The 20,914-nt window shown below is 68.8% G+C and carries 25 protein-coding genes and 1 other RNA gene; 19 read left to right on the plus strand and 7 right to left on the minus strand.

Features of this window, described 5'->3' with window-relative positions:
• Nucleotides 1–573: UdgX family uracil-DNA binding protein (locus tag D6860_RS23775; RefSeq protein ID WP_164845660.1), on the plus strand; the 573-nt coding region annotated here is incomplete at its 5' end.
• A gap of 266 nt (nucleotides 574–839) precedes the next feature.
• Nucleotides 840–1,580 (plus strand): YebC/PmpR family DNA-binding transcriptional regulator, encoded by a 741-nt coding sequence (locus D6860_RS23780; RefSeq protein WP_017468934.1) that lies wholly within the window; start codon nucleotides 840–842, stop codon nucleotides 1,578–1,580.
• Between the two features lie 94 nt (nucleotides 1,581–1,674).
• Here D6860_RS23780 and D6860_RS23785 read toward each other — a convergent pair whose 3' ends face one another.
• Nucleotides 1,675–2,028: a hypothetical protein gene (locus tag D6860_RS23785; RefSeq protein ID WP_076622043.1), complete on the minus strand. Its 354-nt coding sequence runs from the start codon at nucleotides 2,026–2,028 to the stop codon at nucleotides 1,675–1,677.
• A gap of 287 nt (nucleotides 2,029–2,315) precedes the next feature.
• Between D6860_RS23785 and D6860_RS23790 the strand changes: the two genes are divergently transcribed.
• The 8 genes from D6860_RS23790 (at nucleotide 2,316) to D6860_RS23825 (ending at nucleotide 8,094) form a co-directional block, all read left to right on the plus strand.
• Nucleotides 2,316–3,056 carry an alpha/beta fold hydrolase gene (locus D6860_RS23790; RefSeq protein ID WP_076622042.1) on the plus strand — a complete coding sequence of 247 codons (741 nt, stop codon included), beginning with the start codon at nucleotides 2,316–2,318 and terminating at the stop codon, nucleotides 3,054–3,056.
• Between the two features lie 23 nt (nucleotides 3,057–3,079).
• Nucleotides 3,080–3,517, plus strand: coding sequence for a VOC family protein (locus tag D6860_RS23795; protein WP_076622041.1), 438 nt, complete (start codon nucleotides 3,080–3,082; stop codon nucleotides 3,515–3,517).
• Nucleotides 3,518–3,583: 66 nt separating this feature from the next.
• The gene (locus tag D6860_RS23800; protein WP_076622040.1) at nucleotides 3,584–4,591 is read left to right on the plus strand and encodes an ester cyclase; all 1,008 of its coding nucleotides are present in this window, start codon (nucleotides 3,584–3,586) and stop codon (nucleotides 4,589–4,591) included.
• 172 nt (nucleotides 4,592–4,763) lie between these two features.
• A complete protein-coding gene (locus D6860_RS23805; protein ID WP_017468062.1) occupies nucleotides 4,764–5,474 on the plus strand; it encodes an alpha/beta fold hydrolase in 711 nt (236 codons plus the stop codon).
• Between the two features lie 65 nt (nucleotides 5,475–5,539).
• An RNA gene (gene rnpB / locus D6860_RS23810) (RNase P RNA component class A) lies at nucleotides 5,540–5,945 on the plus strand.
• 107 nt (nucleotides 5,946–6,052) lie between these two features.
• Entirely contained in the window at nucleotides 6,053–6,220 is a 168-nt protein-coding gene (rpmG, locus tag D6860_RS23815) for a 50S ribosomal protein L33 (RefSeq protein WP_076622039.1), read from the plus strand.
• A 120-nt stretch (nucleotides 6,221–6,340) separates the two neighbouring features.
• Complete coding sequence (locus D6860_RS23820) at nucleotides 6,341–7,495, plus strand: aminodeoxychorismate synthase component I (RefSeq protein WP_076622038.1); 1,155 nt, start codon at nucleotides 6,341–6,343, stop codon at nucleotides 7,493–7,495.
• Nucleotides 7,496–7,503: 8 nt separating this feature from the next.
• Nucleotides 7,504–8,094, plus strand: coding sequence for an aminotransferase class IV (locus D6860_RS23825; RefSeq protein WP_254681428.1), 591 nt, complete (start codon nucleotides 7,504–7,506; stop codon nucleotides 8,092–8,094).
• A gap of 91 nt (nucleotides 8,095–8,185) precedes the next feature.
• On the opposite strand, the gene D6860_RS23830 is transcribed toward D6860_RS23825, so the two are convergent.
• Both D6860_RS23830 and D6860_RS23835 read right to left on the minus strand, forming a co-directional pair.
• Nucleotides 8,186–8,923 carry a Bax inhibitor-1/YccA family protein gene (locus tag D6860_RS23830; RefSeq protein ID WP_076622036.1) on the minus strand — a complete coding sequence of 246 codons (738 nt, stop codon included), beginning with the start codon at nucleotides 8,921–8,923 and terminating at the stop codon, nucleotides 8,186–8,188.
• 117 nt (nucleotides 8,924–9,040) lie between these two features.
• Nucleotides 9,041–9,268, minus strand: coding sequence for a DUF1127 domain-containing protein (locus D6860_RS23835; RefSeq protein WP_076622035.1), 228 nt, complete (start codon nucleotides 9,266–9,268; stop codon nucleotides 9,041–9,043).
• 125 nt (nucleotides 9,269–9,393) lie between these two features.
• Between D6860_RS23835 and D6860_RS23840 the strand changes: the two genes are divergently transcribed.
• Entirely contained in the window at nucleotides 9,394–10,266 is an 873-nt protein-coding gene (locus D6860_RS23840; protein ID WP_076622034.1) for a LysR family transcriptional regulator, read from the plus strand.
• A gap of 26 nt (nucleotides 10,267–10,292) precedes the next feature.
• Here D6860_RS23840 and D6860_RS23845 read toward each other — a convergent pair whose 3' ends face one another.
• A complete protein-coding gene (locus D6860_RS23845) occupies nucleotides 10,293–11,258 on the minus strand; it encodes an NADPH:quinone oxidoreductase family protein (protein WP_076622033.1) in 966 nt (321 codons plus the stop codon).
• A gap of 292 nt (nucleotides 11,259–11,550) precedes the next feature.
• Between D6860_RS23845 and D6860_RS23850 the strand changes: the two genes are divergently transcribed.
• From D6860_RS23850 to D6860_RS23870, 5 genes are all read left to right on the plus strand, one after another.
• On the plus strand, nucleotides 11,551–11,937 hold the full coding sequence (locus tag D6860_RS23850) for a helix-turn-helix domain-containing protein (protein WP_017468247.1): 387 nt from the start codon (nucleotides 11,551–11,553) through the stop codon (nucleotides 11,935–11,937).
• Nucleotides 11,938–11,992: 55 nt separating this feature from the next.
• Nucleotides 11,993–12,793 carry a histidinol-phosphatase gene (gene hisN, locus D6860_RS23855; RefSeq protein ID WP_017468246.1) on the plus strand — a complete coding sequence of 267 codons (801 nt, stop codon included), beginning with the start codon at nucleotides 11,993–11,995 and terminating at the stop codon, nucleotides 12,791–12,793.
• Nucleotides 12,794–12,853: 60 nt separating this feature from the next.
• Nucleotides 12,854–14,194: an 8-oxoguanine deaminase gene (locus D6860_RS23860; protein WP_076622032.1), complete on the plus strand. Its 1,341-nt coding sequence runs from the start codon at nucleotides 12,854–12,856 to the stop codon at nucleotides 14,192–14,194.
• Nucleotides 14,195–14,213: 19 nt separating this feature from the next.
• Nucleotides 14,214–14,675 carry a CAP domain-containing protein gene (locus D6860_RS23865; RefSeq protein ID WP_076622031.1) on the plus strand — a complete coding sequence of 154 codons (462 nt, stop codon included), beginning with the start codon at nucleotides 14,214–14,216 and terminating at the stop codon, nucleotides 14,673–14,675.
• Nucleotides 14,676–14,768: 93 nt separating this feature from the next.
• On the plus strand, nucleotides 14,769–15,314 hold the full coding sequence (locus D6860_RS23870; RefSeq protein ID WP_076622030.1) for a CAP domain-containing protein: 546 nt from the start codon (nucleotides 14,769–14,771) through the stop codon (nucleotides 15,312–15,314).
• Nucleotides 15,315–15,339: 25 nt separating this feature from the next.
• On the opposite strand, the gene D6860_RS23875 is transcribed toward D6860_RS23870, so the two are convergent.
• Both D6860_RS23875 and guaD read right to left on the minus strand, forming a co-directional pair.
• On the minus strand, nucleotides 15,340–15,993 hold the full coding sequence (locus D6860_RS23875) for an SDR family oxidoreductase (protein WP_076622029.1): 654 nt from the start codon (nucleotides 15,991–15,993) through the stop codon (nucleotides 15,340–15,342).
• Nucleotides 15,994–16,079: 86 nt separating this feature from the next.
• The gene (guaD, locus tag D6860_RS23880; protein ID WP_076622028.1) at nucleotides 16,080–17,372 is read right to left on the minus strand and encodes a guanine deaminase; all 1,293 of its coding nucleotides are present in this window, start codon (nucleotides 17,370–17,372) and stop codon (nucleotides 16,080–16,082) included.
• Between the two features lie 119 nt (nucleotides 17,373–17,491).
• On the opposite strand from guaD, the gene mgtE reads away from it, so the two are divergent.
• From mgtE to dps, 3 genes are all read left to right on the plus strand, one after another.
• A complete protein-coding gene (mgtE, locus tag D6860_RS23885; RefSeq protein WP_017467936.1) occupies nucleotides 17,492–18,892 on the plus strand; it encodes a magnesium transporter in 1,401 nt (466 codons plus the stop codon).
• The gene (locus D6860_RS23890) at nucleotides 18,889–19,455 is read left to right on the plus strand and encodes a 5-formyltetrahydrofolate cyclo-ligase (RefSeq protein ID WP_076622027.1); all 567 of its coding nucleotides are present in this window, start codon (nucleotides 18,889–18,891) and stop codon (nucleotides 19,453–19,455) included. Before mgtE ends, D6860_RS23890 begins: the two co-directional genes overlap by 4 nt.
• A gap of 106 nt (nucleotides 19,456–19,561) precedes the next feature.
• A complete protein-coding gene (dps, locus tag D6860_RS23895; RefSeq protein WP_076622026.1) occupies nucleotides 19,562–20,047 on the plus strand; it encodes a DNA starvation/stationary phase protection protein Dps in 486 nt (161 codons plus the stop codon).
• Between the two features lie 76 nt (nucleotides 20,048–20,123).
• Here dps and D6860_RS23900 read toward each other — a convergent pair whose 3' ends face one another.
• Entirely contained in the window at nucleotides 20,124–20,792 is a 669-nt protein-coding gene (locus tag D6860_RS23900) for a hypothetical protein (RefSeq protein ID WP_076622025.1), read from the minus strand.
• Nucleotides 20,793–20,914 lie beyond the last annotated feature (122 nt).

Raw genomic sequence — 20,914 nt, forward strand, 5'->3', positions numbered from 1 at the left:
GCACTGGCCGCGGCGCTCTCGGGGTGCCGCCGCTGCCCGCTCTGGGCGGACGCGACGCAGGCGGTGCCGGGCGAGGGGCCGCCGGATGCCGCGCTGATGATCGTGGGCGAGCAGCCGGGCGACCGCGAGGATCTTGCCGGGCGGCCCTTCGTCGGGCCCGCCGGCCAGCTCTTCGACGCGGTGGCGGGCCGCGTCGGGCTGGCGCGCGAGCGGGCCTACGTGACGAATGCGGTCAAGCACTTCAAGTTCACCCCGCGCGGCAAGCGGCGCATCCACCAGCGTCCGAACGCCGGCGAGGTCGCGCATTGCCGCTGGTGGCTCGACCTCGAGCGCGAACGCGTGCAGCCGAAGCTGATCCTCGCGTTGGGGGCGACGGCGGCGGAGAGCCTCACCGGTGACGGCCGCCGGCTCGGCGCGCGCCGGGGTGGGGTCGAGACCACGCCGGACGGCACGCCGGTGCTGATCACCTATCACCCGTCCTACCTGCTGCGGCTGCCGGAGGCCGAGCGCTTTGCTGCCATGGCGGCGTTCGAGGCGGACCTCGGACGGGCGGTGGAGATGGTCGGGGCGTGAGGGGGCTCTGCCCCCGTCCGCGCCTGCGGCGCGGACTCCCCCGAGGGTATTTTCGGAACCGGAGAAGGGGCGGGCGCCGGTCTGCGGGTGGTGGTGTTGCTTGGCGGGGGCTTGTGTTGTTCTTCGCGCGGGCGCGGTTGTCGGGGGATGTCCGGTGGCGCCGACGTGTCCGGGGCGTGGCGCGCGTCGGGCTTGCGGCCTGCGGGGGCTCTGGGCTATAGCGCGTGGCGAACTTCCTACATGACGTGACAAGGCAAGGGGCATCCATGGCCGGCCATTCCAAATGGGCAAACATCCAGCACCGCAAGGGCCGTCAGGACGCGGTGCGCGCGAAGCTGTTTTCGAAATTCTCCAAGGAGATCACCGTCGCCGCGAAGATGGGCGACCCCGATCCCGACAAGAACCCGCGCCTGCGGCTGGCGATCAAGGAAGCCAAGTCGCAGTCCATGCCGAAGGACAACATCGAGCGCGCCATCAAGAAGGCGACCGGTGGCGAGGGCGACGATTACGAGGAAATCCGCTACGAGGGCTACGGCCCAAACGGCGTGGCGGTGATCGTCGAGGCGATGACCGACAACCGCAACCGCACCGCCTCGAACGTGCGCTCGACCTTCACCAAGAACGGCGGCAACCTCGGCGAGACCGGGTCGGTGGCCTTCATGTTCGAGCGCAAGGGGGAGATCGTCTACCCGGCCGACGCGGGCGATGCGGACGACGTGATGATGGCCGCCATCGAGGCCGGCGCCGAGGACGTGGAGAGCTCGGAGGAGGGGCACGTGGTCTACTGTGCCGACACCGATCTCAACGACGTGTCGACCGCGCTCGAGGAGCAGCTTGGCGAATCCGAGAGCACCAAGCTGATCTGGAAGCCGACGACCACCACCGAGCTTGATCTCGACTCGATGCAGTCGCTGATGAAGCTCGTGGATGCGCTCGAGGATGACGACGACGTGCAGCGCGTCACCACCAACTTCGAAGCCTCCGACGAGGTCATGGCACAGCTCTGAACGGGCTGTTCCTGCAGATGAGAAAGGCCCGGCAGGCGGTTCCTGCCGGGCCTTTTCCGTTTTTCGTCTACCGGTCCATCGGACCGGGGCGGGCTCAGTTCAGCGCGAGTTGGCTGTAGAGCGGCGCCGAGGTCACGGTGAGGGCGTCGCCGGCGCGGGTGAAGCTCCAGCTGGTGCCGCTGTGGCCGGGCAGGCCGAAGGCGACGCTGTCGCCGTCCTCGAGGCGCATCCGCAGGGTCTTCGCGGCATCGGCATCGCTGCCGGCGTCGATGTAGCGGGCGACGACCTCGAAGGCACCGTCGGTTTCGGCGTCGGTGCGGTAGACCGACATGTCGACGGTGTTGGTGTGCAGCGTGCCGCCGGCGCGCGGCTGCGCGAGGGTCAGCGTGTCGGCGAGCGTGGCGACGGGGGCGGCCGCGAGCAGGGCGGCGAGGGCAAGAGATTTCATAAATCGGTATCCTTGAACTGTCAGAAGGAGGGCCGCGCAAGGCGACCGCGGTTTCTGCAGTGCAGCATTTCATGCCGGGCCGGGGCTGCCTACCGTCAATTCGGAATGCCGGATATGCAGCGAAAACAGGGCTTTACCGTATGCCATCGGCTACCGTGGCGTGCCGTTCGGGGCAAGCCCCTGTGGCAGCAAGGGAAATCCCGACGAGAGGTGCGGCGCGGGAAAGCGGTTGCATCCCGCCTGCGCGCGGGGGCAGTCTCGCCGCGACATCCAAGGAGGGAGCACGCATGGCCGAGACAGCCTTCATCGACGGGCCGAACGCCCGGCTTGCCTATGCCCACACCGCCGGAGAGGGGCCGACCGTGGTGTTCCTCTCGGGCTACAAGTCCGACATGGAGGGCACCAAGGCGGTGCATCTCGAGGCCTGGGCCGAGGCGCGGGGCCGGGCCTTCCTGCGGCTGGACTATTCCGGACACGGCCAGTCGAGCGGACTGTTCGAGGCCGGCTGCATCGGCGACTGGGCGGCGGACGCGCAGGCGGTGATCGAAGCGGTGACCGAGGGCCCGCTGATCCTCGTGGGCTCGTCCATGGGCGGCTGGATCGCCACGCTGCTGACCAAGCGGCTGGGGGCCCGGGTGGCGGGTTTCGTCGGCATCGCCGCCGCGCCCGATTTCACCGAGGACGGCTTCTGGGCCGGCTTCTCCGAGGAAGAGCGCACGCGGGTGATGGAGGAGGGTGTGACCTATCTGCCCTCGGCCTACGGCGACCCCTACGCGGTGACGCGGCGGTTGATCGAGGACGGCCGCGAGAACCTCGTGCTGCGCACGCCGCTGCCGATGGCGTTCCCGGTGCGGCTGCTGCAGGGCACCGAGGACGAGGCGGTTCGCCGCGAGACCGCGCTGGCGCTCTTCGATCACATCGACGGCCCGGACGTGCGGCTGAGCTTCGTGAAGGGCACCGATCACCGGTTCTCGGAGCCCCGGGATCTTGCCATGATCGAGACGGCCATCGTCGAAGTCGGGGGCTGAGCTCAGCCGGGGGAGGAGCGCGGATGGACCAGAGAATCAGCCTGATCACGCTGGGGGTGCGCGACATGGACCGCGCCACGGCGTTCTACGACGCGATGGGCTGGGCCCGGGCGCCGGGGCCCGACGGGGTCATCGCCTACGACCTGCTGGGGCAGACGCTGGGGCTGTTCGGGCTCGACGATCTTGCGAAGGACATCGGCCTGCCGGTCGAGGAACTGGGCCACGGCGCACTGACGCTGGCGCATAACCTCGACAGTCGCGATGCGGTCGACGCGCTGGTTGCGCGGGCCGAGACCGCCGGGGCGCGCATCCTGAAGGCCCCGCAGGAGGTGTTCTGGGGCGGCTACCATGCCTATTTCGCCGACCCGGAGGGGCATGTCTGGGAGATCGCGCACAATCCGTTCTCGCCGCTGCGGGCCTCGGATGGCGCGTTCCGCTGGCAGGGCTACGGCTCGGACTGAGGCACCCCAACGATTTGCTAACCATGTTGCGCCACTCTCCCGCCGCGAGCCTGGCGGGAGAGTGGCATGAGACGGCAAGACACGGCAGACGACAGCTACCCGGCCTTCCTGCGCGAGGTGGCCGAGACGCTCTGGACCCGGCGGCGGCTGGATGCGGGCCTGCGCGAGCTCTGCCATCCGCAGCTTCTGCACCGGCAGGCGCTCGCCATGGGCTACGGGCCCGAGGCGCTCAGGGCCGACGCACTGGAGCTTCTTGCCACGCTGCCGGACCTCGCGGCGCATACGGAGGATGTCATGCACTGCGGCGGCGTCCGGACCGGCTCGCTGGGGGCGCAGCGGCTGCTGTTGCAGGGCACCCACGCCGGGGGCGGGGTCTTCGGCGCCGCATCGGGCAAGCGGCTGCGCTTCCGGATGATGTCGGAGGTCTACGCCAAGGATCGGCGCATCAGCGAGATCTGGGCGGTGCGCGACACCGGCGCGATCCTGCGCCAGCTCGGGTGCGATGGGCCTGACTGGGCGCGGCAGCGGGCACGACTGCCGGTGGGCGGGGACGGGCCGTTCCGCCCGGCGCTCGACCAGCCGGGCCCCTACACCGGCGGCGGCAACGGCAGCCAGTGGGGCATGGCCTTTGCCGCGCTGCTCGAGCGGATCATGGCGGCAGGGTTCTCCGAGATCCCGGCGCAATACGACCCCGCCGCGCGCATGGCGTATCCGGGCGGCGTGCTGGCCGAGGGGCCAGCTGGCGCCGAGCGGTTCTGGTTCGCCCTGCGCGCGGCGCTGCCCGATGCGCGCTTCGTCATCCATCACCGCATTGGCGCCGAGACCCGGCTGATGCCGCCGCGCGCCGCGCTGCGCTGGTCGCTGACCGGGCGGCACCTGGGCTGGGGCGCCTTCGGGGCGCCGACCGGGGCGGAGGTGCATGTCATGGGCCTCAGCCACGCCGAGTTCGGCCCCGACGGCCTGCGCCGGGAATGGACGCTCTACGACGAGGCCGCGGTCTGGATGCAGATCCATGGCGGTGTGGCCCTGCCTGACGCAGCGGCACCCATGCCCGAGGTCATGGCCGCGCAGTAGCCGCTCACGTCGCCGTGACAGCTTCGGGTGGCAAGCCCTTGCCGGGTCGGCGCTTTCCTGCTTCCTCTCGCCGCGGGCTCTGTTACTCTCGGCCTCCGAGGCAGAAACACGCAAACGAGGCAGGACATGTCGGTCTCCGCAGAGGGACGATCTGTGCGCGAACGGGGGCGGCATGGCTGAACCACTGGTCCTGTTGCCCGACCTGATGTGCGACGCGCGGCTCTTCGGGCCGCAGATCGCCGATCTTTCGCGCGATATGGCGGTGATGGTCGCGCCGCTCGGCGGTGGCGAGCGCGTCGAGGAAGTGGCCTCGGGGCTGCTCGACGTGCTGCCGCGCCGCTTCGCGCTTGCCGGGCTGGGACTTGGCGGCGTCGTCGCGATGGAGTTGCAGCGCCGCGCGCCCGACCGGGTGGCGCGGATGATGCTGATGAACACCTCGCCGCTCGCCGAGACACCGCAGCGGGCCGCCGAGTTCGATCCGCTGATCATCAAGGCGCGCACCGGCCAGATGGGCGCGGCGCTCAAGGGGCTCATCCCGCCCGACTGCCTCGCGCCCGGACCCTACCGGGCCGAGATCCAGGCCCTGCTCGACGACATGGCCGCCGGGCTCGGGCCGGATGTCTTCGTCCGCCAGGTCCGTCTGTTGCAGCGCCGCCGCGACCAGCAGAGCTCGCTTCGCAAGATCCGCGTGCCGGTGACCGTGCTCTGCGGCGGGCACGACACGCTGCACCCGCTCAAGCGGCAGGCCTTCCTTGCCGAGCTCATCCCCAACGCGCGGCTCGAGCAGATCGACGAGGCGGGCCACGTGCCGACGCTCGAGGCCCCCGATGCGGTCAGCGACGCGATCCGCGCCTGGATGGCCGAGCCGATGGTGCTGCGCTGAGCCGCGCGCGATCGGGGCACGGGCCGTATTGACGCCCCCGTGACGCCCCCCTATGTCGGGCGCGCGTGGAGGGCCGGGCGGCCGCTGTCGTCGGGGAGACCCGTCGGGGGAGGAAAGTCCGGACTCGCCGAAGCGCCGGTGCCGGGTAACGCCCGGGCAGGGCAACCTGACGGAAAGCGCCACAGAAAACAGACCGCCCCGATCCGTCGGGGCAAGGGTGAAACGGTGGGGTAAGAGCCCACCGGGGGACGGGCAACCGGACCCGCATGGCAAGCCCCACCGGGAGCAATGCCAAATAGGGACCTCGCGCGGGACTGATCCTTTCGGGGATATCACCGCAGGGCTGCTTCGGCCCGAGAGGTCCGGGTTGGCAGCATGAGCGCGCGGGCGACCGCGCGCCAAGATGAATGGTCGCCCATCGGCGGGGAAACCCGCCGTGGACAGAATCCGGCTTACAGGCCCTCCACGCGTGAATTTTCCGGGCGATGCCCGGTTGACTCGGGGCCGCGCTTGAGTAAAAGGCAGGCTTCAAGGATTTCGCGGGGGCGCTTGCGCCGGCCCGTTGCAGGAGAAGACACATGGCGAAGCCGACCACGATCAAGATCCGCCTGAACTCGACCGCAGGCACGGGCCACTTCTATGTCACCAAGAAGAACGCCCGCACGATGACCGAGAAGATGACCGTTCGCAAGTTCGACCCGGTCGCTCGGAAGCACGTCGAATACAAGGAAGGCAAGATCAAGTAAGCCTTACCTCGTGAGGGACAGTGAGAAAGACCGCGCAGGGCGACCTGTGCGGTCTTTCGCTTGAGAGGGCAGGAGAAACGCGGCGCGTGGCGTCGCAGCGCGACGGCGAGGGCAGGGGACATGGCGGCAGAGCTGAACGGCGTGCTGGTCGAAGCGGGGCCCGACGGGCAACCGGCGCTGTTCCGCGAGCCCGTCGAGGTTGTCACGGCGCATGACGCGGCCTCGGCCCGCGCGGCGCTCGACCGGCTCGAGGTGGCCCGGCGGCAGGGGTGCTGGATCGCAGGTTTCGCCGCCTACGAGCTGGGATATGCGCTGGAGCCACGGCTCGCGCCGCTGCTCGAGGGCGTCACCGGCCCGCTGCTGACGTTCGGCATCTTCGACGCCCCCGCCGATCCCGCGCCGCTGCTCGAGGCGGCAGAGGTCGCCTCGGCCGAGGTGCGGGTGACCGAGGCCCGCCCGCTCTGGGACCGCGCCGCCTATGCCCGGCGTTTCGACGAGATCAAGCGCATGATCGCGCGGGGGGATCTCTACCAGGTGAACCTGACGATGCCGGTCGAGGTCGGCTTCGACGGCAGCCCGCTCGGCCTCTGGGGCGCGATGCGGGGCTTCCAGCCGGTGCGCCACGGCGCCTATCTCGAGATGGGCGGCGTGCAGTTGCTGTCGCGCTCGCCCGAACTGTTCTGCCGGCTCGCCGCCGACGGCCGCATCGAGGTCGCGCCGATGAAGGGCACCGCGCCACGCGGCGCCACCACGCGCGCCGATACCGAGTTGCGCGAGGCGCTGGCGGGCGACGTGAAGAACCGTGCCGAGAACATCATGATCGTCGACCTGATGCGCAACGACCTGTCGCGCATCGCACGGGTGGGCTCGGTCAGGGTGCCGCGCCTGCTCGAGGTCGAGACCTACGAGACCGTGCACCAGATGGTGTCACGGGTAGAAGCGCAGCTCGAGGCACCGGCGGCGCTGCCGGCGTTGATGGAGGCGCTGTTTCCCTGCGGCTCGATCACCGGCGCCCCGAAGATCGCCGCGATGCAGGCGATCCACCGGCTCGAAGGCTGGGAGCGCGGCGCCTACTGTGGCGCCATCGGCTGGGCAGCGCCCGACGGGCGGGCAGATTTCAACGTCGCCATCCGCACCTTGACGATTTCGGGGCACGGACGGGCCCGGATGGGGGTCGGCGGCGGGATCGTGCATGACAGCGCCTGCGAGTCGGAGTACGAAGAGGCCCTATGGAAAGCGCGCTTCGTGACAGGACTGATCCCGCGCTCCGCGTGATCGAAACCATGCTCTGGCTGCCGGGGACGGGCATCGTCCGCGAGCGGATGCATCTTGCGCGCTGCGCCCGGACCTGTGCGGCGCTCGGGTTCCGGCACGATCCGCAGGCCATCGGTTTGCGGCTCTGGGCGGTCCAGTCCGACACGCCGCTGCGTCTGCGCATGACCGTCGGCCGCGAGGGCGACGTGGCGCTCGAACAGCAGCCGTTCGATCTCGGCTCGGCGCCCGAGCTCGCGCGGGTGGCAGTGGCCGCGGCGCGGCTCGATCCCGCCGACCCCTTCCTGCGTCACAAGACGACCCACCGACCGCTCTACGACGCGGCGCTGCGCGAGAAGCCGGCGGGCCTGTTCGAGGTGCTGTTCTTCAACACGCGGGGCGAGCTCTGCGAGGGCGCCTTTACCAACGTCTTCCTGCGCCGTGAGGGGCGGATGCTCACGCCGCCCGTGTCCTCGGGTCTGCTGCCGGGGGTGCTGCGCGAGGCGCTGCTGCTGACCGGCGAGGCCGAGGAGGCGGTGCTTACTCAGGATGATCTCGAGCAGGCCGAGGCGCTCTGGGTGGGCAATTCGCTGCGCGGGCTGATCCCGGCGGCGCTGGCCTGAGCCGCGCTGCACGCGGGGCGTGGCCCGTATGAAAAAAGGCCCCGCGCGATGCACGGGGCCTTCTGTTGTCTACCTGCCGGAGAGGCGAGTGTTACTCGCGGTTTCCGAAGAGCTGCAGCAGGAACATGAACATGTTGATGAAGTCGAGGTAGAGCTGCAGCGCGCCCATGATGGCGGCCTTGCCCAGCCACTCGCTGTCGCCATGCGCCGCGTGCTGGAGGTAGGTGTTCTTGATGTTCTGCGTGTCGTAGGCGGTGAGGCCCGCGAAGATCAGCACACCGAGGATCGAGATCGCGAAGGCAATCGCGGGCGACCCGAGGAAGATGTTGACGATCGACGCCACGAGAATGCCGATGACACCCATGATCAGGAACGCGCCCCAACCCGAGATGTCCTTTTTCGTGGTGTAGCCCCACAGCGACAGGCCCGCGAAGGCGATCGAGGTCACGAGGAACACCTGCGCGATCGAGAAGCCGGTGAAGGCCACGAAGATCCAGCTGAGCGACAGGCCCATCACGGCCGAGAAGGCCCAGAAGAACACCTGTGCGGTGGCGGCCGAGATCTTGTTCAGCGCCGCGCTGAACGCGAACACCATGATCAGCGGAGCGAACATGACGATCCAGCCCAGGATGTTGGGCTGAAGCGTTGCGGGATCGCGGAACACGCTCAGCAGCTGGGGGGACGTACCTACGGCCCATGCCACTGCGAAGGTGATCAGCATCCCGATGGACATGGTCCCGTAGACCTTGTTCATGTGGGCGCGAAGACCCTCGTCAATCTGGGCCGCGCGCGCTCCGGTGGCGGTCCGGATTGTTCTGTATTCTGCCATCTATTCCTCCAGGCTGGTTCGGATATATTTTCCTTCTCGATATTGGCAGAGCCGGGGGGTATTTCAAGATGCCAGCACCGCGAAACGCGCTGTTTCCGACCGCTTTTGCCGGTCGTTTCAATCACGCCAGTGCGAGGGCGCATCCCAAGGCTTGCGTGCCGCCTCGCGCAGGGCATCGGCGCGGCTGATGCCGATGTCGCGCAGGGCTGCGTCGTCGAGCTCGGCGAGGCGGCGGCGCTGGCGCATCAGTGCCTGAAGGTCGAGCAGCCGGGCCAGCAGCGACCGGCGGCGCGCGGGCCGGCAGGAACGGGCGGCAGCGCGGGGCAGGGAAAAGTCACGGGACATGATCGCATCCTTCACATTTGGTGATGAAAGTTGTCGTTTCAATCTTTGTGTGTGATCGGTATGCTGGCCAGCGACCCATCTGTAAAACGAATATCCCTGAAGCCATCCATCACGAAATCCGATCCATGCGCAATCTCGACATCACCACCCTGCGGTCCTTCGTGGCCGTCGCCGATGCCGGAGGCGTCACCCGTGCCGCCGGCTTCCTGAACCTCACGCAATCGGCCGTCTCGATGCAGCTCAAGCGGCTGGAAGAGATGCTCGACCTCGCGCTGCTCGACCGCTCCGGGCGCGGCGTCAGCCTCACCCCGGCGGGCGAGCAGTTGCTGGCCTACGCGCGGCGGATGGTCGAGCTGAACGACGAGATCTACGCCCGTCTCACCATGCAGGACTGGGAGGGCGAGATCGTGCTCGGCGTGCCGCACGACGTGGTCTACCCGGTCATTCCGCGCGTGATGAAGAAGATGCAGCGCGACTTTCCCCGCGTGCGGCTGCAGCTGTTGAGCTCCTACACCGCCGAGTTGAAGTCTCTTTTCGCGCGTGGTGCGGTCGACGTCATCCTGACCACCGAGGCCGAGCCGGCCGAGGGCGGAGAGTCGCTGCTCGACGTGCCGTTGCGCTGGTATGGCGCGCCCGGCGGCACCGCGTGGAAGTCGCGGCCCCTGCGGATCGCGTTTTCGCGGCGGTGCGGGTTCCGTCCCGTGGCGGTCTCCCTCATGGAGCGGGAAGGCTTCGAGTGGGAACTTGCGGTGGATTCCGAGAGCGACCGCACCATCGAGGTCTCGGTCTCGGCCGACCTTGCGGTCACGCCGGTGCTCGAGGGGCACGCCCCGGCGCATTTCGAGATGGTGCCGCCGGGCGTGCTGCCGGAGCTCGGCATGCAGAAGGTCTGCCTCTACGCGTCGGGCGCACGTCCGCGCATCCTCGAGCCCCTGCTCGAGATGCTGCGCTGCGAATTCCAGACGCTGCGGCCGCGCACGGACATCGCCGCGCAGTAGGGGCCGCGCAGCAGGGCAGTGGTGGCCTAGCCGGGGATGCGGATGACCACCTTGCCGGTGGACTTGCGCTCGCGCAGCAGCTCCAGCCCCTCCATTGCCCGGTCGAGCGGCAGGACGTGGCTGATGTGCGGCTGGATGCGGTCGGCGTCATACCAGGCGAAGAGTTCGGCCAGCGAGCCGGTGAGCACCTCGGGCCGGAAGGTCAGGTAGCCACCCCAGTAAAGGCCCATGACGGTCAGGTTCTTCACCAGCAGGTGGTTCGCCTTGATCTGCGGGACGTCCCCGCTGGCAAAGCCGATGGTCAGGATCCGGGCCTCGGGCTTGGCCGAGCGGAAGGCGGCGGTGAACTGGTCGCCGCCCACCGCGTCGTAGACCACGTCGGAGCCGCCGAGGGCGCGCACCGCCTCGCGGATGTCTTCGCTGCGCGCGTCGATCAGGTGGTCGGCCCCGGCCTTGCGCGCGATCTCGAGCTTCTCGGGGCCGCGGGCGCAGGCGATGACCGTCGCGCCCATCAGCTTGCCGATCTCGACTGCCGTCAGCCCCACGCCGCCGGCGGCACCGAGCACCAGCAGCGTCTCTCCGGGTTGCAGCTGCGCGCGGTGCCCCAGCGCAAGGTGGCTGGTGCCATAGGCGATCTGGAAGGCGGCGGCGTCCTCGAAGCTCATGCTGTCGGGCATGAGGACCGCACGGCTGGCATCGAACACGCCGTATTCGGCCAGCCCGTCGCGGCCACCGAAGACCGCCACCCGGTCGCCGGGCGCGAAACCCGTCACCCCGTCTCCGACGCGCTCCACCGTGCCCGAGACCTCGAGCCCGAGCGTGAAGGGCAGGGGCGGCGTGTCCTGGTAGCGGCCCTGCATCATCAGCAGGTCGGCGAAGTTCAGGCCGCAGGCGGCGATGCGGACGCCGATCTGTCCGGGGCCGGGATTCGGTTCGGACAGATCGCTCAGAACGGGCGGTATTTCATGTGACGTGAGATGCAGCGCGCGCATGTGATCCTCCGTGTTGCCCCAGATCTGCCCGCAAAATTTCCATTTTGTCAAATATGCTTGCGCGTGGAAGCTCGTCTTGATCGAGAAGATTTATCAACTATGAGATGCACATTTTCGTGGGGCAGTCCCGCCGCGGGCGCAAAAAGCTTGATCGTTGAATGTGTCCGATGTAGCGTCTCAACGTCCGGGAAAAGGGTAAAGGCCGCACGTGTTTCGCGGTCATAGCGAGCGTACGAACGTGAGCGATACGGTAACAAATGCCCCGTCATGGGGAAGATAGAAGGAATATCCTATGACGCATCCCGTCGATGTCCACGTGGGCAAGCGCATCCGCCATCGTCGATGGCTGGTGGGCATGACCCAGCAGCAGCTTGCCGAGCGGGTGGGTATCAAGTTCCAGCAGATTCAGAAATATGAAACCGGCGCCAACCGCGTCAGCGCCTCCCGGCTCTGGGATATCGCCGACGCGCTCGAGGTGCCGGTGAGCTTCTTCTTCGAAGGGATCGAAAGCGAAGCCGAGCAGGAGGCCGCCCAGGCTTCCGCGGTCGCAGCAGCCATGCCGGCCGACATCCTCGGCGACAAGGAAGCGCTCGACCTCGTGCGCTCCTACTATGCGATCCCCGAAAACCAGCGCCGTCGCCTGTTCGAACTCGCCCGGGTTCTGTCCGACGTGGCTTGAGCCTTCGCGCCCGCTGCGCTAGGCGATCTGCGGATCGAACAGCGGAGTGGGCGCAATGGCCGATATCTCAGACAATCTGGCCGAAGAGCTCTGGCTCACGGCGCATGCGCTGGCAGATGCCGCACGCGGCGCCATCCTGCCGCATTTCCGCGCGACCGGTCTCGATGCCGAGAACAAGGAAGCCGGGGGCTTCGATCCCGTCACCGTCGCCGACCATGCCGCCGAGACCGCCATGCGCGAGGTTCTGGCACAGCGCCGCCCGCAGGATGGAATCCTCGGCGAGGAGCAGGGCATCGTCGAGGGCACCTCGGGGCTGACCTGGGTTCTCGACCCGATCGACGGCACGCGTGGCTTTCTCAGCGGGACACCGACCTGGGGCGTGCTGATCGCGCTTTCGGACGAGAGCGGCCCGCGGCTCGGCGTGATCGACCAGCCCTACACCGGCGAGCGGTTCTGCGGCGGCCTCGGCCGCGCGACCATGACCGGTCCGCTGGGCGAGCGCCCGCTCGGCACCCGCGCGCCGCGCGGCCTGGACGAGGCGATCCTCTTCACCACCTTCCCCGAGATCGGCACCGAGGCCGACCGCACCGCCTTTGCCCGCGTGCGCGACACCGCCCGGCTGACCCGCTACGGGATGGACTGCTATGCCTACGCGCTCGTCGCTGCCGGCCAGATCGACCTCGTGGTCGAGGCCGGGCTCTATCCTTACGACGTGGGCGCGCCCATCGCGGTGATCGAGGCTGCGGGCGGTGTCGTCACCAATTGGGAAGGGCGCCCCGCGCATGAGGGCGGGCGCATCGTCGCCGCCGCCAACAGCGCGATCCATGCCGAGGCGCTCGCGCTGCTGAACGGCTGACCCCGGCGCGCCTTGTCCGGTCTCGAGGGGCGCCTTACCATCACGGCGAAGGAGGCCCCGATGCCCGAAATCCTGATCCGCAATGCGCAGAGCGTCCTGACGATGGACGACGACGGGCGCGAACTTGCCGGCGCCGACATCCTGCTGCGCGACGGGGTCATCGCCGCGATCGGAAGCGGCCTGCAGACCTCGGGTGAGATCGTCGAGGCCGGGCGCTGTGTCGTGACGCCGGGGCTGGTGAACACCCATCACCATCTCTACCAGACGCTGACGCGCGCGGTGCCGGGGGCGCAGGATGCGCTGCTCTTCGGCTGGCTCAAGACGCTCTACCCGATCTGGGCGCGCTTCGGCCCCGAGGAAATGCGGGTCTCGGCGCTGACCGGGCTTGCCGAGCTGGCGCTCTCCGGCTGCACGCTGACTTCGGATCACCTGTATCTCTATCCCAACGGATCGCGGCTTGATGACACCATCGACGCCGCGCAGGAGATCGGCCTGCGCTTCCACGCCACGCGCGGGGCGATGTCCATCGGTGAGAGCGACGGCGGCCTGCCGCCCGACAGCCTCGTGGAACTCGAAGAGACGATCCTCGAGGATTGCATTCGGGTGATCGACGCCTTCCACGACCCGCGCGAGGGCACGATGGTGCGGGTGGGCGTGGCGCCCTGTTCGCCGTTCTCGGTCAGTCGCGAGCTGATGCGCGACGCGGCGCTGCTGGCGCGCGACAAGGGCGTGATGCTGCACACCCACCTCGCGGAGAACGACGAGGACATCGCCTATTCCGAGGCGCAGTTCGGCTGCCGCCCAGGGCAGTATGCGGAAGAGCTCGGTTGGACGGGGCCCGACGTCTGGCACGCCCACTGTGTGAAGCTCGACGGGCAGGAGATCGACCTGTTCGCGCAGTCCCGCACCGGGGTGGCGCATTGCCCCTGTTCGAACTGCCGGCTGGGGTCGGGCATCGCGCCGGTCCGCGCGATGGTCGACGCTGGCGTGCCCGTGGGGCTGGGGGTCGACGGCTCGGCAAGCAACGACGGCTCGAACCTGATGGCCGAGGCGCGGCAGGCGATGCTGCTGCAACGGGTTTCGAGCGGGGCCGACGCGATGAGCGCGCGCGAGGCGCTGCGGCTTGCCACGCGGGGCGGGGCCGAGGTGCTGGGGCGGCTTGACTGCGGACAGGTCGCCGTCGGCAAGCGCGCCGACCTGGCGCTCTGGGATGTGAGCGGCATCGAGAGTGCCGGGAGCTGGGAAAAGGCCGCGCTGCTGCTGGCCGGTCCTTCGCGGGTGCGGCACCTGTTCGTCGAGGGGCGTCAGGTGGTGCGCGACGGCCTGCTCGCGACGATTGATCTTGGCGCAACCATTGCGCGACAGACCGAACTTGCGCAGGCTCTTGCCGAACGAAGCTGACACGCGGGGAGACGATGCAATGAGGATCTTCAGGGGAGCCGCCCTCGGGCTGGCCCTGCTGGCGGCGGGCTGCGCAACGACGGCGTCCGAGGCCACCGGCTCGCGCACGGTGCAGGTTTCGACCGCAAGCGCGGCCTCGCTCAACGCCTTCCGCGAGGCCAACGGGCGGGCCCCGCTCGCGCGCTCCGCGAAGTTGCAGCGTGCCGCCGAGGCCCATGCCCGCGACATGGCGCAGATGGACCGAATGATCCATCGCGGCTCGGACGGCAGCGCGATCTCGGACCGGGTCAAGCGGCAGGGTTACCGCTTCGGGAAAGTGGCCGAGAACATCGCGAAGACCGGCCGGGGGCAGGCGCGGGCGATGCAGATCTGGATCGACTCTCCGCCGCACCGGAGCAACATGCTTATGCGGGACGCGACGCAATACGGGCTGGCGCAGTCCGGCGACTACTGGGCGATGGTGGTGGCACGTCCCCGCTGATCGCCGGGGCCGTCTCTGGCGGTCGGCGCGGAGGATGCTAGATGTCTTCGGACAGTTGCATCTTTCACGACGCTCAACTTGCCCGGAGGCTCCATGAAACCCGCCACGCTTGCCGTTCTCCTCATGCTCCCGCTCGCCGCCTGCATGGAGGTCGACGTGCGCGCCCAGGCCGAGCCCGGCAGCGCAGGCGCGGGCGCAGCGGCGCCCTCGGGCGGGGGGCAGGACAGCTCGCACAACTATTACATGTATGGGCGGAGCGATGACGCGCCGGACGCGCAGGTGAATCCGGGCCGCGCGTTCAACGACTACCGCGCGCGGCTCGGGCTGCCGCGTCTGTCGCGGTCCGGTCGGCTGGATGCCGCTGCGGCCGCCCATGCCCGCGACGTGGCGCGGATGGGCGAGGTCACCCACGCCGGCTCGAACGGCAGCACCATCGGTCAGCGGGTGCGCGCGCAGGGCTACGACTACGGCCGCGTCGCCGAGAACGTCGCCTGGACGGCCCGAGGGTTTCCGACCGTGATGAAGGTCTGGAACGACTCGCCGGGACACCGCGCCAACCTGCGCCTGCGCGATGTGACCGAATTCGGGCTCGCGCGGTCCGGTGACTACTGGGTGCTGTTGGTGGCGCGGCCGAAGTGAGGCCAGCCGCGCGCGACGGGGCCGGTCAGCGGCGCAGCGCGTCCACCGCTTCCACCACCGGCGTGCTCCCGTCGGTCAGTTCGACCACCTCGCGGCGGATCTCCGGGCGGTCGATCAGCGCCGCGAGCACGGCGGCCACGTTGCCGCGCTTCACCGTCCCGTAGGTCAGGGCGACCGATAGCGAAATCCGCTCGTCTGCCGGTTCGTCCAGCAGCGTGCCGGGCCGCAGGATGACGAAATCCAGCCCCGAGGCGGCGACCGCGGCGTCGGCCTCCTTCTTGGTCTTCATGTAGAATTCGAAGCCCTCTTTCGGTTCGCTGTCGCGGCCCGCATCGGGGAAGGCGGAGACGAGGTAGACTCGCGAGATGTCGTTGGCACGGGCCGCCTCGATCATCTTGACCGGGCCCTTGCCGTCGATCTCGGCGGTGCGGTGCGAGCCGCTGCCCGCCGCGCCGGCCGAGAAGACGATCACATCGTGCCCGCGGGCGGCCTGGGCCATTTCGCCGGCGGAAATCTCCATGAGGTCGGCCTGCAGCGGCGTTGCCCCGGCCGCGCGCAATGCTTCGGCCTGCTCGGGTTTCCGGTGCAGGGCGGTGACGCTGTGACCGGCCTCGATGAGCATCGGCAGCAGACGGTGTCCGACGCCGCCGGTGGCGCCGATCAGCAGTATTCTGGACATGTGGGGGGCTCCTCGATCTGGTCTTGCCACTCGCAAGGTAGCGCCGCGCAGCGCTTCGTCACGTGGTTGCCCGGTAAAAGCGCGGCTCAACCCACGCGCGTTCTTTCCCCGGCGACCCAGGTGCCCGTGACGGCGCGGTCGTCCCCCATCATGATGGTCGGGAAAAGCGCCTCCCAGATGTCTTCGGCGCTGGCGCTGCGCTGCGCGATGGCCGGGGTCGAGGCAAGGTCGAGCACGATGAAATCCGCCTCCATCCCCGCCGCGAGGTTGCCGATACGGTCGTCGGCCCGAAGCGCGCGGGCCGAGCCCTGCGTCGCGAGCCACAGCAGCTCGGAGGCATGCAGCGGGCGGCCGCGCAGCTGGCCGATCTCGTAGGCGGCGGCCATGGTGCGCAGCATCGAGAACGACGAGCCGCCGCCGGTGTCGGTGGCAAGCCCGATGATCTGCCCCTCGCGCGCGAGCCCGTCCATGTCGAACAGCCCCGAGCCGATGAAGGTGTTCGAGGTCGGGCAGTGCACCAGCGACGCGCCGATCTCGCGCAGCCGCTCGCGCTCGCGCGGCTCGAGGTGGATGGCGTGGCCGTAGAGGCCGCCGGGACCGAGCAGCCCGTAGGCCTCGTAGGTGTCGAGGTAGTCGCGGGCATCTGGATAGAGCGACTTGACCCAGGCGATCTCGTCGGTCTGTTCCGACAGGTGCGTCTGCATCGGGCAGCCCGGGTGCTCGGCCCAGAGCGCGCCGAGCGCGCGCAACTGGTCGGGCGTGGAGGTCGGCGAGAAGCGCGGCGTGATGACATAGGACGCCCGCCCGCGACCGTGCCAGCGCTCGAGCAGCGCCTTGCTGTCGTCATAGGCCCCCTGCGCGGTGTCGCGTAGCCCCTCGGGGGCGGTGTCGCGGTCCATGCAGGTCTTGCCGGCGAAGACGCGCATCCTCCGCGACTCGGCGGCCTCGAAGAGCGCGTCGACGGAATGCGGGTGGATGGTGCAGAACGAGCAGACCGAGGTCGTGCCATTCGCCAGCAGCAGGTCGAGGTAGCGCCCGGCCACGTCGCGCGCATAGGCGGGATCGGCAAAGCGCATCTCTTCGGGGAAGGTGTAGTGGTTCAGCCAGTCGATCAGCCGCTTGCCCCAGCTCGCGATCATCCCGGTCTGGGGGTAGTGGGCGTGGGCATCGACGAACCCCGGAACGATCAGCCCCTCGCCGTGGTCGATCACCTCGGCCTCGGGGTGTGACATCCGCATCGCGTCCGCCGGCCCGACGGCGAGAATCCGGCCGTCTCCGACGACGAGGCCGCCCTGCCGCTCGTGCCAGGCCGCCGTCGGCCCCTCGTCGAAAGGCGAGCCGTCGAAGCTCAGGATCTGTCCAAGATGCAGAGTGGTCATGCGTCCCCCATGTTGAGCGCGCGCCACAATGACGCCCGGGCGCGGCAATCGCAATGCGCCCTGTTGAAACCCGCGGCGATATCCTACTCTTTTAGGCAAAGACAGGCAGCGGGGCAGCGATGACAGAAGAAAACGACCAGGTCGTCCTCGACGAAGAGCACAAGGACGGCGACGACGCCTATTCCCTGCAACCCAAGAACGTCGCCGCGATCCTCTACGCGGTGGACATCGGCGACCGGGAACGGCTCGTCGAGCTGATGGAGCCGTTGCACCCGGCCGACATCGCCGACCTTCTGGAGCAGATCAACGCCTTCGACCGGATGCGGCTGATCAAGCTCTACGACAAGGAGTTCGACGGCGACATCCTGTCGGAACTCGACGAATCGATCCGGGAAGAGGTGATTCACGCGCTGCACCCCGCGGTGCTGGCCGACGCCGTGCGCGAGCTGGAATCGGACGACGTGGTCGACCTGCTCGAGGATCTCGACCAGGCGCAGCAGGAAGCGATTCTCGAGGTTCTCGACAACCAGGACCGGGTGGCCGTCGAGAAGTCGCTGACCTATCCGGAGTATTCCGCCGGCCGCCTGATGCAGCGCGAGGTCGTGATGGCGCCCGAGCACTGGAACGTCGGCGAGGCGATCGACTACCTGCGTTCGACCGAGGGCCTGCCAGAGCAGTTCTACCACATCGTGCTGGTCGATCCGAAGCTGCGCCCGATCGGCAACGTGGCGCTGGGGCGGCTCATGGCCTCGCGCCGCGAGATCCTGCTGCGCTCGCTGATCTCGGACACCTTCCACGTCATCCCGGTGACCCGCGACGAGGGCGAGGTCGCCTATGCGTTCAACCAGTATCACCTGATCTCGGCGCCGGTGGTGGACGAGAACGAGCGGCTGGTCGGCGTCATCACCATCGACGACGCGATGGCCGTGCTCGACGAGGAGCACGAGGAAGACATCCTGCGCCTCGCCGGCGTCGGCGAGGAAAGCCGGCTGTCGGACAGCGTGCTCGAGACCGTCCGGCAGCGTCTGCCGTGGCTCGCGGTGAACCTGCTGACGGCGGTGCTGGCGTCGCTGGTCATCGCGCAGTTCGAGGGCGTCATCGCGCAGGTCGTGGCGCTGGCGGTGCTGATGCCCATCGTGGCCTCGATGGGCGGCAACGCGGGCACGCAGTCGCTGACGGTGGCGGTGCGCGCGCTGGCCACCAAGGACCTCACCGGCTCGAACGTCTGGCGCATCATCCGCCGTGAGGCGGCGGTGGGGCTGGTGAACGGCGCCACCTTCGCGGTGGTCATGGGCGCGCTCGAATTCGTCTGGTTCGGCTCGGTTATGCTGGGCGTGGTGATCGCGGCGGCCATGATCATCAACCTGCTGGTGGCGGGGCTCGCGGGCATCGCGATCCCGGTCATTCTCGAGCGGCTCAAGGTCGACCCGGCGCTCGCCTCGGGCACCTTCGTGACGACCGTGACCGACGTGGTGGGCTTCTTCGCCTTCCTCGGCCTCGCCAGTCTGGTGCTGCTGTGAACGTCGACGCGCTCGCGGACGCGAAGCAGGTTGCGCGGCGGGAGGCGCTGGCCCGGCGCAAGGCAGCGCACAGCACCGACAGGGGCGCCGGGGCAGGGCGCCTGTCGGAGCTTCTGGCGGGCCACAGGGGCGTGCCGCTCTCGGGCTACATGCCGATCCGCTCCGAGATCGACCCGCGCCCGGCGATGGCCGAGGCCAGTGCCTATGGTCCCGTCGCGATCCCGGTGATCGAGGGGCCGGGCCTGCCGCTGCACTTCGCGCTCTGGGAGCCCGAGATGCCCTTGGTCGAGGGGCCGTTCGGCGCCTGCATCCCCGCCGAGCCGCAATACGTGACGCCCGAGATCCTGATCGTGCCGCTCGTGGCCTTCACCCGCGCCGGCGCCCGGCTGGGCTACGGTGGCGGGTTCTACGACCGCACGCTTGCGAAACTGCGCGGGGAAGGGGCGGTGTTGGCCATCGGCTTCGCCTACGCCGCGCAGGAGGCCGAGGCGCTGCCGCATGATCCGAACGACCAGCCGCTCGACCTGATCGTGACCGAGACCGAGGTGATCTCGCCCGCGTGATCCCGGCGTCGGAACGAATCCGCCGACCTGACGTTATTTGGCTGAACGCACCGGCACCGCGCCGGATCGCACCAAGGTTTAACGTTTCAGTCAAAGGAGTCACGCCATGCCGCAGAACTTCGTTCCGTTTCTCAAGGAAAACGCCCGCAAGGAAATGATTGCCGTCCTCAACGAGCGTCTGGCCGACACGATCGACCTCAGCCACGCCGTCAAGCAGGCGCACTGGAACCTCAAGGGCACCGGCTTCATCGGCGTCCATGAACTGCTCGACGACGTGACCGCCAACCTGCGCAACGGCGCCGACGACATGGCCGAGCGCATCGCGATGATGGGCGGTCTTGCACAGGGCACCTCGAAGACGGTGGCCGAGAAGAGCTCGCTCGAGCCCTATCCCACGGACATCGTGAAGATCGAGGACCACGTCGCCGCGCTGGTCGAGCGCTACAACGCCTACACCACCAAGCTGCGTGAAGGCATCGAAGCCGCCGACGAGGCCGGCGACGAGGACACCGCCGACCTCTTCACCGAGGTCAGCCGTGCAGCCGAGAAGGATGCGTGGTTCATCGGCTCGAACAGCTCCGCTGCGGCCTGATCCACCCTATTCGTAAGGTAACAAGTGCCAAGAGCGGCGTTCCCTCGCGGGGCGCCGCTCTTCTTTTGCCGATGGCTCATCCGGTCGTGGTCACGTCCTGCACCGGCGCGCGACGCCGGATGCGGTCCACGAGGATGATCTCGCAGGCCCCGGCGCCCGTGTCGTCGCGCCGCCGGGAGCTGCGCCATTCGCGGCCCTTAGGGCCGGTCACGTCGACCAGCCAGCCCTCGATCACGACGACGTCGCCCTTGCCGATGGCCTTCATCGCATCGTGATGCGCGCTCTCGGTCAGGATCAGGTGCATGTTGGAGCTCGACCGCGTCACCTCGTCCGGCGTCAGCTTCGAGCCCGGTTTCTGTGACCAGAAGTAGAACCGCCGCGCCTGCGTGACCTTCACCTCCTCGACGTGCACCGGGTTCGACATCCGCCCCCAGCCAAGCGCCAAGTCGGTGCCGCTGAACCCCGCTTCCCGGCCGAAGCTGTAGTCGCGACGCGCCAGCACCAGCGCCTCGAGCTCGAACCTTGCGACGGTGCGGAGCCTGTGGCCGTTGACCTCACGGTCGCGGGGAACAAGCAGTGCTTTCTGGAAGGGGATGCGCGGGGCGAGCTCGGCGTCGAGCCCCGCAACACGCGCCTGTGCGGCGCTCTGGTGCCACAGCGACGGCCCGCGTTGGCCGTCCCGGAGGATCGGCAGCGCAAGGACGATCCCCAGCACCGCCACGTTCATCATCAGGCCCTTCTGCATCGCACACCCCGTCCCGCCGTTCGGCGCAGGGTGCCCGGCAAAAGCAGCGGTCAAGAGAAAATTCCGTGGTCTGAATGGGGCAGGGCCCGCGCGCTGGCAACGGGCGCCACGAGCACGGCTCA

This window comes from Salipiger sp. D13 (assembly GCF_003703915.1).
In the GTDB taxonomy this organism is placed as follows: Bacteria; Pseudomonadota; Alphaproteobacteria; order Rhodobacterales; family Rhodobacteraceae; genus Salipiger; species Salipiger profundus.